Source organism: Cohaesibacter celericrescens (genome assembly GCF_002866925.1).
GTDB classification, from domain to species: Bacteria; Pseudomonadota; Alphaproteobacteria; order Rhizobiales; family Cohaesibacteraceae; genus Cohaesibacter; species Cohaesibacter celericrescens.
Genome location: NZ_PKUQ01000022.1, coordinates 421,500 through 436,698 on the forward strand (window position 1 = coordinate 421,500; position 15,199 = coordinate 436,698).

General features: G+C 50.8%; 13 protein-coding genes and 1 pseudogene. 7 read left to right on the forward strand and 7 right to left on the reverse strand.

The window, feature by feature from the left end:
- Window positions 1–182 precede the first annotated feature (182 nt).
- Both C0081_RS13260 and C0081_RS13265 read right to left on the reverse strand, forming a co-directional pair.
- Window positions 183–593: a DUF4332 domain-containing protein gene (locus tag C0081_RS13260; RefSeq protein WP_101534298.1), complete on the reverse strand. Its 411-nt coding sequence runs from the start codon at window positions 591–593 to the stop codon at window positions 183–185.
- A gap of 141 nt (window positions 594–734) precedes the next feature.
- Window positions 735–1,121: a hypothetical protein gene (locus tag C0081_RS13265; RefSeq protein ID WP_101534299.1), complete on the reverse strand. Its 387-nt coding sequence runs from the start codon at window positions 1,119–1,121 to the stop codon at window positions 735–737.
- 364 nt (window positions 1,122–1,485) lie between these two features.
- Between C0081_RS13265 and C0081_RS13270 the strand changes: the two genes are divergently transcribed.
- Both C0081_RS13270 and C0081_RS13275 read left to right on the forward strand, forming a co-directional pair.
- On the forward strand, window positions 1,486–3,075 hold the full coding sequence (locus tag C0081_RS13270) for a helicase HerA-like C-terminal domain-containing protein (protein ID WP_101534300.1): 1,590 nt from the start codon (window positions 1,486–1,488) through the stop codon (window positions 3,073–3,075).
- A gap of 216 nt (window positions 3,076–3,291) precedes the next feature.
- Window positions 3,292–4,095: a response regulator gene (locus C0081_RS13275; protein WP_146006462.1), complete on the forward strand. Its 804-nt coding sequence runs from the start codon at window positions 3,292–3,294 to the stop codon at window positions 4,093–4,095.
- A 76-nt stretch (window positions 4,096–4,171) separates the two neighbouring features.
- Here C0081_RS13275 and C0081_RS13280 read toward each other — a convergent pair.
- Window positions 4,172–5,022, reverse strand: a pseudogene (locus C0081_RS13280) (PhzF family phenazine biosynthesis protein).
- Between the two features lie 146 nt (window positions 5,023–5,168).
- On the opposite strand from C0081_RS13280, the gene C0081_RS13285 reads away from it, so the two are divergent.
- Window positions 5,169–5,654, forward strand: a complete 486-nt coding sequence (locus tag C0081_RS13285) for an Lrp/AsnC family transcriptional regulator (protein WP_101534302.1) — start codon at window positions 5,169–5,171, stop codon at window positions 5,652–5,654.
- Window positions 5,655–5,782: 128 nt separating this feature from the next.
- Window positions 5,783–7,183 (forward strand): dipeptidase, encoded by a 1,401-nt coding sequence (locus C0081_RS13290; protein ID WP_101534303.1) that lies wholly within the window; start codon window positions 5,783–5,785, stop codon window positions 7,181–7,183.
- 97 nt (window positions 7,184–7,280) lie between these two features.
- On the opposite strand, the gene C0081_RS13295 is transcribed toward C0081_RS13290, so the two are convergent.
- Window positions 7,281–7,790 carry a ferritin gene (locus C0081_RS13295; RefSeq protein WP_101534304.1) on the reverse strand — a complete coding sequence of 170 codons (510 nt, stop codon included), beginning with the start codon at window positions 7,788–7,790 and terminating at the stop codon, window positions 7,281–7,283.
- Window positions 7,791–8,133: 343 nt separating this feature from the next.
- Here C0081_RS13295 and C0081_RS13300 point away from each other — a divergent pair, with 343 nt between their 5' ends.
- From C0081_RS13300 to meaB, 3 genes are all read left to right on the forward strand, one after another.
- Window positions 8,134–8,727: a DUF1131 family protein gene (locus C0081_RS13300; RefSeq protein ID WP_101534305.1), complete on the forward strand. Its 594-nt coding sequence runs from the start codon at window positions 8,134–8,136 to the stop codon at window positions 8,725–8,727.
- Window positions 8,728–8,822: 95 nt separating this feature from the next.
- Complete coding sequence (locus C0081_RS13305) at window positions 8,823–10,529, forward strand: DUF3298 domain-containing protein (protein WP_101534306.1); 1,707 nt, start codon at window positions 8,823–8,825, stop codon at window positions 10,527–10,529.
- A gap of 197 nt (window positions 10,530–10,726) precedes the next feature.
- Entirely contained in the window at window positions 10,727–11,728 is a 1,002-nt protein-coding gene (gene meaB / locus C0081_RS13310; RefSeq protein WP_101534307.1) for a methylmalonyl Co-A mutase-associated GTPase MeaB, read from the forward strand.
- Window positions 11,729–11,825: 97 nt separating this feature from the next.
- Here the strand turns inward: meaB and C0081_RS13315 are convergent, their stop codons facing one another.
- The 3 genes from C0081_RS13315 to C0081_RS13325 form a co-directional block, all read right to left on the reverse strand.
- Window positions 11,826–12,626, reverse strand: coding sequence for an arginine deiminase family protein (locus C0081_RS13315; RefSeq protein WP_101534308.1), 801 nt, complete (start codon window positions 12,624–12,626; stop codon window positions 11,826–11,828).
- A gap of 37 nt (window positions 12,627–12,663) precedes the next feature.
- Window positions 12,664–13,701, reverse strand: a complete 1,038-nt coding sequence (locus tag C0081_RS13320; protein ID WP_101534309.1) for an asparaginase — start codon at window positions 13,699–13,701, stop codon at window positions 12,664–12,666.
- A gap of 145 nt (window positions 13,702–13,846) precedes the next feature.
- On the reverse strand, window positions 13,847–15,013 hold the full coding sequence (locus tag C0081_RS13325) for an acetyl-CoA acetyltransferase (protein WP_101534310.1): 1,167 nt from the start codon (window positions 15,011–15,013) through the stop codon (window positions 13,847–13,849).
- Window positions 15,014–15,199: the final 186 nt, after the last annotated feature.

Here is a 15,199-nt window from a genome sequence, read left to right on the forward strand (position 1 = left end):
CGGTGCTCAATTGGCAATCGCTTGACACATCCATCATATTCGAATCTTTGATGTTCTGGTGGTTTGACACCAATGCGTCAAACCACCACACATTCTTTGATGGAAGAAATACAGAAACATTTTATTGCCTTATAGTAACAACCCGCAAAATATCGAGGGATACAAATGTTTCGTTCTGTCCATTAGTAGGTCATCATAGGGGGCAATTCTTTGGCTTGTGCCACCCATTTTTCAACGTTGCTCTGCGCAGGAACCTGACGAACAAGTTTTTTCTCGTCATTGGCTTCCTTCATGGCTTTGGTCAGATTGGCGGCATTGCGATTGCGCAATTCTTTGACCGTATCCACTCCTGCAGCTTCCAGCAGTTCAGAATATTCTTCTCCGACACCTTTGATGCGCATCAGGTCGGACATATTCGCCCATTTCAGAATACGCTTGTGATCGATTTCGGTTTCTTCTTCCAGTGCCTTGCGGCCAACAGCATCTTTGGCGCGTTCAAGATATTTCTTGGTATTGGAAATCCCAACCGCTTTGAGCTTCTCAGCGTAGGTTGGACCAATGCCTTCGATCTTCGCTATAGGATATGATGACATGTATGCCTCCTTGTTTGCTGCCCGCAGGCTTTGTCTCTTGGTGCCAGTTCGCCCGAATTATTGACAGCTGACACAATGCACTTTTGCCATAAACAGCTTGTGACAAAAAAATACGACCCGCAAGGGCTGCATTCGTAAAATTTACAAGATTTGGCTTAGGCCGGGTACGGCAGCCACGATTTCATCAACGACACTCTCGTCGACATTTTCTTTCGCAGCGGCAACAAGTTCACCGGCAACAGATTGAACTTCACCCATCCCCAGTCCGGCGCTAGTGAGTTCATTCATAGCGGCCATTGCACCACCCATTCCGCCCAAGGACCCCATTAAACCGCCCAGAAGACCACCGCCACTGGATTCTGTTGGCGCATCCATCAAATCCGATACCCCCAACGCTTCAACCAACTGGCTCATCTTACCCTCTGGTGCTTCTTTCGCGAGGAAGTTAAGAATGATTTTTACCGCTGTCTGCGCCATTTCTTCAGAAATACCGGCAGCTGCCGCGACGCGAGAAATAATCTGTTCCATATCCGTCTCCAAAATTCGTCCCGATTCGGAACCTTACGTTAGCGTTAGCCTACACCAGACTTTTCCGAACACAAGCCGCAGATGCACGGATATTCGACACAAGTCTTATTGGCGCACCATCAACGCAACACCTTATATATATGTCGCTATTTCTGACATGCCGGTTGCGGCCTCGTAGCAAGAGCCGTAAAAGATTCAGTAGGGTTCGACCCAAGCAGCTCTGGACAAGCAATATATATAGATGAATGAATGGAAACTGAATGGGTCAATAAGAATGCATTGTGCGCAATGTCATTCCAGTGGACGTCGCCATTGATAAGCACTTCACTTGGCTGCGATGAGGCAAAAAGGATCACGGGACAGCATGTTACAGGATGATAAAGTTTATCTCGGCACGTCTTTTCTAACGGATGCCGATGGGATCGAGACCAGTCAACCCGAGTATCTCAACCTCAGACTGGCCAACCGCCACGGCCTGATCACCGGAGCCACGGGGACGGGCAAAACGGTTTCTTTGCAAATTCTGACCGAAGGTTTTTCCGCCGCTGGAGTGCCCGTTTTTTGCGCTGACGTCAAAGGCGATTTATCCGGATTAGCGGTAGCAGGCGAACCCAAAGATTTCTTGGCCAAACGCGCCGAGAAAATCGGTTTTGCAGACGAGTATGAATATGGGTCTGTGCCTACCGTTTTCTGGGATCTGTTCGGCGAACAAGGACATCCTGTCCGCACAACGATTACCGATATGGGGCCTCTGCTTCTGGCGCGCCTTTTGGGGCTGAACGATACGCAGGAAGGTGTTTTGAACATCGCGTTCAAGTTGGCCGATGATGAAGGCATGCTGCTGTTGGATCTCAAGGATCTGCGGTCCTTATTGATTAATATGGACGAACGCCGCAAGGAGCTCTCTGCTGCCTATGGTAATATTTCGTCGTCGTCCATTGGCGCAATCCAACGTGATTTGCTGGTTTTGGAACAACAGGGTGCGGAAGACTTCTTTGGCGAAAGTGCGCTTGATATTCTAGATTTGATGCGGACGACCCGTGATGGACGCGGCGTTGTATCTATTTTGGCCGCTGACAAGCTGATGCAGTCCCCTCGCCTCTATGCCACCTTTTTGTTGTGGCTACTTTCGGAGTTATTCGAGGAATTGCCCGAGGTTGGCGATAGGGATCGTCCGCGTTTGGTGTTTTTCTTTGATGAGGCTCACTTGCTCTTTGACGACGCTCCTAAAATTCTCGTTGAAAAAGTCGAACAGGTGGTCAAACTTATCCGGTCCAAGGGCGTCGGCGTCTATTTTGTTACGCAAAACCCGCTGGATGTGCCCGATGGCGTGCTGTCTCAACTTGGCAACCGCGTGCAACATGCGTTGCGGGCCTTTACCCCGCGCGACCAAAAAGCTGTAAAGGTGGCGGCTGACACGTTCCGCCCCAATCCGGGCCTGGATACCCGTCAGGTCATCATGGAAATGGGAGTTGGTGAGGCGCTTGTGTCGACCCTGATGAAAAAGGGCGTGCCGTCGATGGTGCAACAGACCCTCATTCGGCCACCAAGCTCTCGTCTGGGTCCATTAACACCAGCTGAGCGCAAAGCCGTGATCAATGAAAGCCCGATTCTGGGCATATATGACAAACTGATCGATCGCGAAAGCGCGTTTGAAATTCTTACGAAAAAGGCCGAAGAAAAGGTTAAACGGGAAGAAGAACAGCGCGAAGAAGAGGACCGTCAGCGTGAAGCAAAGGGACGAATGAAGAAAAGCCGCACAGGCTTTACGCTGCCAGATTTTGGCCGCGATGATACTCCCAGCAAAAAATCTCGCAAAAAGACCACAACCCGCCGCTCCAATCGCCAAAGCGTTGCAGAAACAGCAATGAAGTCGATCGCCCGCTCGGTCGCCTCTTCATTGGGCCGAGCCTTGGTGCGAGGCATTTTGGGCAGTCTCAAAAGCGGACGTTAGTCTTGTAGCAAGTCTTTGTTAACCTTATACATTTGATCTGGTGAATATTTACCGATTGCAAGGGTTTATAACGCAGAATGAGGCCGCCTGCCATTGGACGGCCTTTTTCATTTTGATAATAAAAAGCCAACTAAGAAGGCAGCCAAACACAACGAACCAAGTTGCATCTGGTTCTTGTTATCAACCTTTTGAAGTGAGGCTCAAGTGGCGCGTCGCTTGAAACCAGTTAAAGATCTTTCGGTTCTTATCCTTGCTCCTCGCAAGCATGATCGCCAGCTATGGTCAGAATTGCTGAAGAACTGCGGCATCAATTGTCCGCAATCCATTTCAAATATTGAACAAGCAGTAACAGTCGTTGCCTCAGGCCATGCGGATATTGTTTTTGTGGATGATTCCTATGGAGCAGAAGGGATCGCCAATGTTTTGATCCCGGCTCGTAATGTCGAATTTGCGGGCGGGCGCGGTGTTTGCCTAATATTATGCTCCAAAAAAGCAACTATGCAGGACGTTATCAACGCTCGTAAATTGGGATTTGCCTCTTTGGTGATTTTGCCAGCGTCGACCGATACAGTCCGCAAGCATCTTGAATTGGCTGCACAATATATCCCCCCCACTGATGACGAACTTGGTTGGTCAACGCCCAAAGCCAAAGCAGAACAAAAGCACAAAGGTTTGCGCGCGCGCAAGGCTCCTCCCCCGTCTGAAATAGTGCGCAATGACAAGAGTTCCTTCGCCGCCAAGGATCCAACACCGCATACTCATACCCATACCGAAGCAAATATGTCTGTGCGGGGTTCGGAGGCCTCCCGCTCCTTGGGCATGGCTGATGCAAAACAGAGCCGAGCGAAGCGGCAGGATGAGAAACCCATTGCCAGCAACCAACCTGAAGCCCCAAAGCCCGCTGATCGCGTCAATGGCAAGAAGGGTTTTTCCAAGCCACAACAGGACCAAGACTTGCTTCATCTAAACGCACCTGGACGATCTGGCCAGTCGGCTGAAGAAGAAGTCGTCTTTTTATAAAACTCCACGTCCCCCAAGTCTCGAGTTTGATTTGACTGACGCGGCAGGGTCACTTCTGACCAAACAGCAGACCCGTTCAACTCTCCTGCATCAACCGCACTTTACCGCTGACTTGCGCTGGTGTTCCCTTATCAGGCGAGACGGTTGCGACTAATCGAGACGGGTGCCCCATGTCATCCCCTTGATTTAGATGTATCGTCTGTTCGACACGCCAATCTATCTCAAGCAAGGCTTTATCCCTTAGATATCCGGCAAAAGCCGCAGCAGCCGCCCCCGTTGCCGGGTCTTCAACAACACCACCGGAGGCAAACGCGTTGCGCACATCAAAACTGGTTGGGTTTTTTGGCTGACCAGCATGATCGTTACCAACCCGTATGCCAGCATCAGCGCACGCCCCTCAGCGAGATCATAAGACATGGCGGCCAGTTTGGCGCGATCCTTAAGTCCCAACACCAAATGGTCAGCACCAGCGTGGACCTGAGCAGGTGGAATGGATAGATCAATGTCATTTGTCTGCAAACCAAACAATACCAACGCTTTGACAAGCAGCTCAGGATCGGCTGGTTTGTTATACGTGGGCAAAGATCGCAATTGCGCCGCCAGAGGATCACCTCCGACGCCCCCTTGAACAGAAATTTCTCCTTCATTGAGATAGAGAGAAAAAAGATTTGCCCCGAACCTTTGTGCCAACGCCGCACCGAGCGCGATGGTGGCGTGACCACAAAAGGCAACTTCATTCTCTGGCGAAAAATAGCGCACACGCCAGCCCTCACCCTGAGGTGCAGCAAAGACCGTTTCGGAAAAGCCGACCTCTGCTGCCATTGCCTGCATGATGCGCGCCTCTGGCAACATATCGGTCAGGACAACTCCCGCCGGATTGCCACCCTTTTGACCATCTGCAAAAGCTGCTATTTTTTGAACGGCCAGCTGCATTTTTACATACCTTCGTTTGCGCAGCCTCAGATCGACTGCTGGATATAACTGATATCAATAGAGTAGAGTTGTAACAGGCTTGATGATATGCACTAACTTAGGAAGAACCCAAGATAATCCGTTGATGTAAAGGCATAACAATGAAAACGCCAAAGATTTCGAAGGCGATTGATGAAATTGACGAGCAAATTCTTTTGCGCCTTTCCAATGATGGACGCATTTCCATGTCCGACTTGGCCAGCCAAGTTGGTCTGTCAGCCCCAAGCGTGACAGAGCGGGTGCGGCATTTGCAACAGCATGGCATCATTCGTAGCATCAGCGCAGACATCGACTGGAAAGCCCTAGGTTATGTGCTCGAAGCCATTGTGCGGATCAAACCCAGACCGGGGGAATTGCACAAGGTCGAGGCGATGATAGATGCACAACCCCGCTTCACTCATTGTGACAAGGTGACAGGTGAAGACTGTTTTGTTACCCGACTGTTGGTCCGAGACATCGGCGAATTAGATCCTCTTCTGGATCCCTTTCATGATCGAGCTGAAACCAACACAGCCATTGTCAAATCCTCACCGCTATCTGGCCGGTTGCCACCCTTGTTGGAAGAAAAAGGCTTTACCGTAAAATAGTGCATGGTCCACCTACAAGGCTGGAACAATTGAGGGGAAGCTGATACTTTCTGCACCATAGTGCAAGACACATCCCCAATGCTCCCCTATCCTTTTTTCCAGCCTTTCAGCCCCTATAAGGAACTTCCATGACACAACATGACGCCTCTCTTGATGCCGTATTGGCGCATATCGATTCCAATTTTAACGCCTCTCTTGATCGTCTCGATGCGTTGGTCCGCTTCAAATCGATTTCTACGGACCCGGCGTATAAAGACGAGTGTCAGAAAGCTGCGGATTGGTTAGCGGCTGAGTTGAATGGCATTGGCATCACCACCCAAGTGCACCCAACACCGGGGCACCCCATGGTGGTTGGACATGATAGCGATACGTCCGATAAGCCTGGCCCACATGTATTGTTTTATGGGCATTATGATGTGCAACCCGTCGATCCTCTTGAACTCTGGTCAGCAGATCCATTTGAACCCGCTATTGTCGAGCGTGATGGCGTGAAGATGATGTTCGGGCGCGGCACATCGGACGACAAAGGACAATTGCTGACATTTGTCGAAGCATGCCGTGCCTATAAAGAAGTGCTCGGGGCTTTGCCGGTTGCCCTTTCTTTGTTGTTTGAAGGAGAAGAAGAGAGCGGTTCGCCCAGCCTGCTACCTTTCCTCAATGCCAACAAAAAAGAACTGTCTAAAGATCTGGCGTTGGTCTGCGATACCACAATGTTCAATGCAGACACACCGGCAATCACCACCATGCTGCGTGGTTTGGTGGGTGAAGAAATCACCATAACCGCGGCAAACCGCGATTTACATTCCGGCATGTATGGTGGCCCCGCTGCAAACCCGATCCGCATTCTGGCCAAAATCCTTGCAAGCCTGCATGACGATGAAGGACGCGTTCTAATTCCTGATTTTTACGATGGTGTATCCGAGCTGACACCTGAAGTGAAAGCACAGTGGGACGCCCTGCCCTTTGATGACAAGGCATTCTTGGCAGACGTCGACCTATCCGTTCCGGCAGGTGAGAGCGGATACAGCGTTTATGAGCAGATCAACGCCCGCCCGACATGTGAATTCAACGGCATCACGGGCGGTTACACCGGCGACGGCTTTAAAACAGTGATTGCGTCCAAGGCATCGGTCAAAATCTCGTGCCGGTTGGTCGGGCAGCAAGACCCGGACAAGATCAGGGAAAATCTTCGTGCCTTTGTTAAAGCACTCGTGCCTGCAGATTGTAGCGTGGAATTCAGCGAGCATGGTGCGTCACCAGCGCATAGCTTGTCACCAGACTTCCCGCCCCTAAAACAGGGTGCCAAAGCTTTGAAAGATGAATGGGGCAAGGAAGCCATTCAAATGGGCATGGGCGGCTCGATCCCGATCGTTGGTGAATTCAAATCCATTCTAGATATGGACTCGATGCTGATTGGCTTTGCTCTGGATGACGACAATATCCACTCACCCAATGAGAAATACAATCTCACCAGCTATCATAAAGGCATCCGTTCTTGGGCGCGGGTGTTGGCTGCGCTGGCAGAGTAAAAATCAAGCTATCACTCAAATTCAAAAGCCGGGTTCAAGACCCGGCTTTTTTATTTAATTTCGCTCGTTCATATGCAAAAGGTCACAGAGTGGCAGATTATTCTTCGGATGTTGGAGCAGGCGCGCGCACGCTCAGACGGGCGTCCATGTCCTGAAGATTCCACTCATCATCACCGGCTGCAAGGGCCAGCTTGTAGTTGCGACGGAAGGTATCTTCTTCTTCCACCTGTTCATCAAGGAACCATTGCAGCATCGCGGTTGTACCATACTCGCGTGCTTCGGCTGCCACTGAAAAGATGTCATGAATAGAAGCTGTTACATGCTTTTCATGTTCGTATGCTGTTTTCCATGCGTCGGCAGGAGAGTCAAAATTTGATTTCGGCGCGCTCAATGCGCCGATCTCGATGCGAGCGCCGCGTTTCTCCATGAAGTCAAACAATTTACGAGCATGCTCATGTTCTTCAATTGAATGCGCCTGAAACCAGTGGGACATGCCGATCAGATCAAGAGATGCAAAATAGGCAGCGATGGAAAGATACAGATGAGAAGCAGAGAGCTCACTATTGATTTGAGCATTCAGTTTTTCAGTGACTTTTTCATTTAGCATTGGATGGCTCCTTGGTTGGGCATTCGTATGCGCCCTAAATAGACTTTGTAACCGATTTGCGGCACTCGACCAATCGATCCATCCGTTGATTTCTAATTTGGCTTCCGGATTTCTGCATATCAATTGATAATCCGGTCATTAAACCGGTCTTTTCCCCATTCAGACAATGTTGACTACTTTTCCTCCATCAGGGTAGGTGTTAGTGTCGGATCGTTGGGAGGGCGTTTAAACGTTTGGTGCGATTGGCGATTCCTTTCATCCATGCCAGAAACCACTGGACAGATATAACATCTGACCAAGTGCCTCTTTCTTTGCGCTTTTAAAAAGGATTTCGGTCAACTCAATGCTTGACTTTAAGTTCACGCCATTCGTTCGAATTTTGACAATTTCAACTGTTTGTAGCCTCCTCATCAGTTGCGGTGTGCCTGTAGGCTCTTTGGTAGATGAAGCGGGAGCGCCACCGCCTCGCGCGATCGTATCGATTACAGATGCTGGAATCGCAGGACTGACCCGAGAAACCGGATACGGCCCCAAGGCAATAGCACAAGCAATGCCGGGCTTTCAGATCGAAACCATCCAGACGGCAGGCGAAACAGGGACAGAATGGACCTATGCGGCCTTTTTGGATGGCTTGCAGATGGTGCAAATCTTTAAGGGCAGTGGCGGCAAAATCGGAGTAGTTCATGGAGTTGGCGATGCCGTTGCAGGGCCAAATGGGGAGCGCCTCGGCATGACTTTTGCGCAGTCACGGTTGCCTAAAAGTGCCTGTCGAGTGGGCCAACAATTGTGGCGCGGCATGGCAATTTGCAAAGCTGCCAACACCGAAAGAATTACATTGGTCTTCTCTATTGCCAGTTTCACTGGCCCGTTTGACCGTTTGCCTCCGTCGTCCCAACTAAACCAAGCAACTTTGCAACGCATTCTTTGGACACCTTGAAGTTTTTCGTCTTGAAAGCCTTCGTACATGCCATAAATTGGGTCGAAATCTGCGTTAAAATAAACTCCCATAGGGATGAAAAACTAGTAGTGAGTATGATCGAGTTGAACAAGATAACTACAGTCAAAACGACGGCCGCTCGTATCGGACACAAAGTGTCAGACAGGGCTGTGTTTTCTGTTGCAATTTTGGTTGCATCGCTTTCCCTCACGCATGCCCAAGCGGGTTATCTTACAATCGGGTCGCAAGCTCTTCGTGATACCACAGACATTATGCAACAGGCATTGGTCCCCAGCTCTGACTTGCCGTTTGATTTTGGTATGACAGGCTCGTCGTCCGGACAATCCTTGCAGACAGCTCAACTGGCCACAAATGGCGAGACGGCCGGTGAAGACCCTTCCAGCAAGGCAACGCCAGAAACAAATGGAACAAATGCTGACGGGATAGAGGGTTCTTCAAGTGAAGCGATGCCCTCATCCTTGACCAATCCGGTTTTGCCCAATGTTCCCTCCACTATCAAACAAAGTGACATTGTAGAACCACCTGTAACGACAGAGCAAAAAGAGCAGATCACCACGGCGCCGTTAGTAGAAAAAAGCACTCCAGCGGTCAAGAATACAGCACCTATTCGCCCCGGGCCGGCGTTACGCAAAGGCTTTTCCGCGCTTTTCACTGAACAACGCCCTTTCCTGCTCTATTCTCAGGACGCCTCAATCACCTATCTCATGCCCAATGCACTGGTGGACCATCCCTCACTGGGACGTTACTTGCGCGGCATATTGGAAGAGCGCGCACTGACCCGCTGGCAAGAGATTCGTACCAACGGTGTAGAGATAGAAGGTTTGAAATCTTCTGATAGCAATGAACGGCCTCCTCTCGTGATCACCGGTCGGGTTGAGGACCGCTTTTATTCGCCGGCATTCAGCTCACTTTATCTGGAAGAAAAATACAGCATCGGGGATAAAAAATACCCGGATCGCATTCTCAGCTTCAATTTTAGCCACGGGGACCAGAAGCCCTTTGGCCTTTCAGACCTCTTCAAAAGCGATGGCGACAAGACCCTTGGCGCCACCATTGAGCTCATTGCAGCTTATATCCAAGCGGATATTGTGAGGCAGAAAACGGTCAAATTTGGCACACCTATCACTCCGGACCAAGACTCATGGCTCAAAGGCCTCAAACCAAGTGTCTTGCTTTTTGGTACATTCACGCTGGTTCCATCGCGCGAAACAGGTAAAATCGCAGGGCTTTCCTTCCATTTCAATCCCGGCCTGCTTGGAGCAGAAGCCGATGGCAGTTACAATGTCTTTGTTCCAGCCTCCATTTTCTCTCCGGCTCTTTCTCCCAGATTTGCAGATTCTTTTGGCGGCGATGCCCTCACGGCCAGCCGTCACAATGCCAAAGGTTTCTCAACTGCAAGCGTGAATATCGAAAGATTAAAGGCCAACTCAGAGCTGGGAGGCAACATGCTGATCGAGGGAGAGGTGCCGGGCAATTGGTGTGATGGTTTTCACTTAACGCTGAACGATGTCACTTCTGGACAAATTGTTACCGAAGGTCTTGTTCAGATGTTGCCAGAGCTGCCATCCTATGGACTGTCAGGAAATATGATCCGCTTTCGCGCTGAATTGTCTGTTTCGGGCGCGGGTGGCAAAGACGGCAAACTCGTATTTGAGCCCTTCTCTGTCGCAGTGCATGAAGGGCGGGTTGCGCCACGTGTGGGCAGTGTGTGTCAAGAAGATCGCTCAATCAGTTTGCCGGATCCAGCACGTGACATGATTTCAATACCTGTCACTTATTGACAATTCCGACTTGGTTGTTCACCGATGACGCTGCATTTCCCTTTGATCTAGCAGACAAACGCGCCACGATGCGATAGAGCATGGTGGCAGCTTGAGGCAACGACTCGTTGCTACAGGCCCAGCTCGGGTGACGCACACCCAGCCCAGAATATTGATTGAAACGATACGCTCCCAAAAAGGGCGGAGGATACTGTGTTATGGCACCAGCAAAACTGAACGCGGAGACGTTGGCTACACAAATAAGAGAAGGCAACAGGGCTTCTTTGGCACGCGCTATCACCTTGATAGAAAGCCGCAAACCTGAACACCGCCTCATCGCGCATGATTTGTTGACAATTTTGCTGCCATACACGGGCAAAGCCCATCGCGTTGGGATTACGGGCGTTCCCGGCGTCGGAAAATCCACCACAATCGACCAGTTGGGCACCAACCTGACAGCGACGGGCAAGAAAGTTGCCGTTTTGGCCGTTGACCCGTCTTCAACACGCACCGGCGGCTCTATCCTGGGCGACAAAACGCGTATGGAGCTTCTCTGCGGCGATCCCAATGCGTTCATTCGCCCTTCTCCTTCCGCAGGAACACTGGGCGGAGTTGCGGCCCGCACCCGCGAAACGATGTTTCTGTGTGAAGCGGCTGGCTATGACGTGATCCTTGTCGAAACCGTTGGTATTGGTCAATCAGAAACCACGGTAGCCGACATGGTCGATTTCTTTCTTGTGTTGATGTTGCCCGGTGCCGGCGATGAATTACAAGGGATTAAAAAAGGCGTTTTGGAAATCGCCGATATGATTGCGGTGAACAAAGCCGATGGCGATGGCTGGGCTCGTGCGCGCAAGGCTGCCGCTCAATATCGTGCTGCTCTGCATATCATGCGGCCAGCAAGCCCCAATTGGTCTCCACCGGTTATGACCGTCTCCGGCCTCGCTAATGAGAGCCTCGACAAGATGTGGAAGCAGGTTGTAATCCATCAAGAAAAACTAACAGCCACGGGCGAATTGCAAGCAAAGCGCAGTGGTCAACAGGTCCGCTGGATGTGGTCCATGCTGGAAGACCGTATGAAAGCGCTGTTGCGGGAAAATGAAAGCGTAACCTCTCTACTCGAACAAGTTGAGAGTGCCGTTGAAAGTGGTTCAATGCCCGCGTCTGTTGCTGTTCAGGATATAATGGATAGCCTTCTCAACAGCCTGAAAAATGGTTAGCCCGACCAATAAAGCCGACCATGTCGCAGTATGGCCTTCGCTAATAAAGACAAAGACGGAGAGACTCGTAGGTTCGGTCTCTCCCTACTAGCCCTTTTCAAACTCTGGAAAAGCGCAGCGACATGCAAGAAAGACCTCCATCGACCAAGGCAGCTTGACTAGTATCCAATTCGACCAGTTTGAGGTCAGCAAACCGCTCGCGCAATATCTGTGCGGTTTTAGGAAAGCCTGCTGACAACAAAATAGTATCATTCACCCGTATGGCGTTTGCTGCGGCTTCTTCACCCTTTGCGACCTGCACAATTTGATAGGCATCAAACACACCACTTTGTGCCATGACCTCGGTGCAGAGGATGGTATTGTCTCCCAAAAAAGAGCTGGCGGTTTTAAAGTGCAGAATGGATGCTGGCGTTTGCACCATTCTGGCTTTGTGACCCCAACCGGCAAGAAGCGTTTCAAGCTCGGAGAATCCGGATTCATCTGTTCGGGCGGACAGACCGACGAGAACTTCATCATCGGTGACCATGATATCTCCGCCGTCAACCATCCCCGGCCCTTGTAATATATGCACTGTGTCAAAATGCGTGTACAATACAGGCAACATTTCCTGTGTTTCACCGGCGCGGCTTTTGGCACCGGGTCGCAACAGGATGGCACCTTGCGGCATGCATAAAGCGGGATCTTCAACGAACACCGAGTCAGGGTAGGCCTCAAGTGCTGGTAGACAGCTCGGCTCAACACCGGCCTCTCCAAGAGCCACCAAATAGGCCTTGTGTTGCGCGATAAACAAAGCCGGATCAGGGTCTGGGCCACCACCAGCTCGAAGGCCTGAGGCAATAGACTGTCCCGGCATTCGACTGATGCTATGTGTGAAACGAAATCCCAATCCTGATGTCATCTTAGATCGTCCTTTTGAAAGTAATATTCCAGCACGCTCAGACCGTCTTTTTCTGCATCAAATGTGAAAGCGCACCATCGACCAGTTTGACATCGCCAACATGCAAGCCATTCCAGTTTATGAGCTTGTTTGAGCGCCATTTTTCCATGGCAACAGCCTCACCTTCACTCATAGGCAAAAAAGCATCCAACACAGCTGCCATCAAAACCTCCGATGCGCGCGATGCGCCATCCCAGCATTTAACGGCTACACCAAGCCCCTGATCGGGCAATGTGGCGCAAAACACGCCTTCAGCGCCGGTTTTGACGAAAGCCCGCTCCGCAAAAATTCCCATGACATCGGAGCAAAAACGATCATGCCCTGCCACCATATAAGGGGCTTTTGCCACGGCATGTCGCAGTCGTTTTGCCGCATCAGCACGTGTCGGAGAAAGGTCTGTTCCCGTGCCGAACCGGGCAAAGGCGTGGGCGAGATTTTGCAACGGAATGGCATAGGTCGGAATGGAACATCCGTCGGTGCCGCACAGATCCATCCATGCATCCCCATCGAGCGCAACACCGGTCATCTGTGCCAATACAGATCGGATTTCACGTTGAACGGGATGCCCGGCTTTGACATATCCTTGGTGGTCAAACCCGGCTTTTTGAGCAAAACAGAGAAAGCCAGCATGTTTGCCAGAGCAGTTGTTATGCGCAGCTGTCGGCTGAACTCCGTTGCGATGCAGGATTGCTTGATCATATTCGAACTTAGGAGACTGTGCCCCACATTCTAGCGCATCCTCAGTCAAGCCGCATGCCGATAGCATGGATTTGACCGTATCAACATGGATCTCCTCGCCATTATGAGAGGCACATGAGATAGACAAAGCCTGCGTTGATAGATCAAACGCATCTGCAGCGCCGGATTCGATGAGAGGCAATGCTTGCAGGCCTTTTATCGCTGAGCGAGGGAAGACAGGGCTTTCAACGTCACCAATGGACGAGACCATATTGCCGTCGGTATCGACCACTGCAATAGCACCCATATGCCAGCTTTCCACCCTAAACCCACGGGTGACTTCAACCAAAACCGACATTCTGAGTTCCTTTGTCTCGTTCACGCCTTAGATGCGAAAGCCTATATCTTGCACAAAACAAGGGCAAGGTTGAATTTTGAGTACAAAAGGGCAAAACCCCGTTCACTGCATAGTGACGGGGTTCTGCCAAGGCGCATTGGGTTTGTTATTTGACGCGTTCCAAGATGGACACATAGTTGGCCACCGCTGCTCCACCCATATTGAAGATGCCACCGATGGTCGCATTTTCAATCTGCATATCACATGCCGTATTGGTCAATTGCATGGCCATGAGAGCATGCATAGAAACACCAGTGGCTCCGATTGGATGGCCCTTTGCTTTGAGGCCACCAGACGGATTGACCGGTAGTTTACCGCCCTTTGTCACCCAGCCTTCTTTGATGGCCCGTTCGCCCTGCCCCGCCGGTACAAGCCCCATGGCTTCATATTCGATCAGCTCGGCAATGGTGAAACAATCATGCGTTTCAACCAGCGACAAATCATCCAGATTGAGCTTGCTGTCGTCAAAAGCCTGCCGCCATGCCTCGCGACAACCGTCAAATTGCAGAATATCACGCTTGGACATGGGCAAAAAATCACTGACCTGTTTGTTGGCGCGAAACAGGATCGCCCGCTCGTGACTTTTGGCAGAAGCCGCTTCGGACAAAACCACCGCTGCAGCACCGTCCGAGACTAGCGAACAATCTGTTCGTTTCAAAGGACCGGCGACCACCGGATTTTTTTCGCTCTCTTGCAGGCAGAATTCATAAGGAAACTCTTTGCGCATTTGAGCAAAAGGGTTGGACATGCCATTTTTGTGTGCTTTGGAGGCGATCATCGCCAATGCTTCGCTTTTATCGCCATAACGCTCGAAATAGAGACCTGCTATTTTGCCAAACACCCCTGCAAACCCCATCGGGGTTTCACCGTCTTCTGGCAAATAGGAAGCTTTGAGCAGAATATTTCCAATTTCACGGCCTGCGGTGGTGGTCATTTGTTCAACGCCGACAACCAACACTTTACGGGCGCGGCCAGCCTCAATGGTCTTGATGCCTTGCGCAATCGCGGCTGATCCAGTGGCACAGGCATTCTCAACCCGCGTTGCCGGTTTGAACCGAAAGGCTGGATCGGCTTGCAGAACAAGCGACGATGTGAAGTCCTGACTGGAAAAACCGCCATTGAAATGGCCCAGAACAATCTCGTCAATGTCAGCAGGCTCCAGCCCTGCATGAGCCACGGCTTCGGTTGCGACATCCACAATCATGGATTCGACGGTAGCGCCTTCCAGCTTGCCAAATTTACTGTGAGCCCAGCCTACGATACATGCAGTCATGTTGGTCCTCCCCGACCATTATACGCCCGTCCTTTGCGCTCATTGTTTTGCAGCAAAAGACAGGTCTTCAAAGAGTGTGTTACACATTATGGTCTCGTTTTGACGTAAACGTCAAAGTAAATATCACCAAATTAGACCTTTGATTGCGTATTCTCACTGAGAGTCGCCCCAAAATACCAACGATAC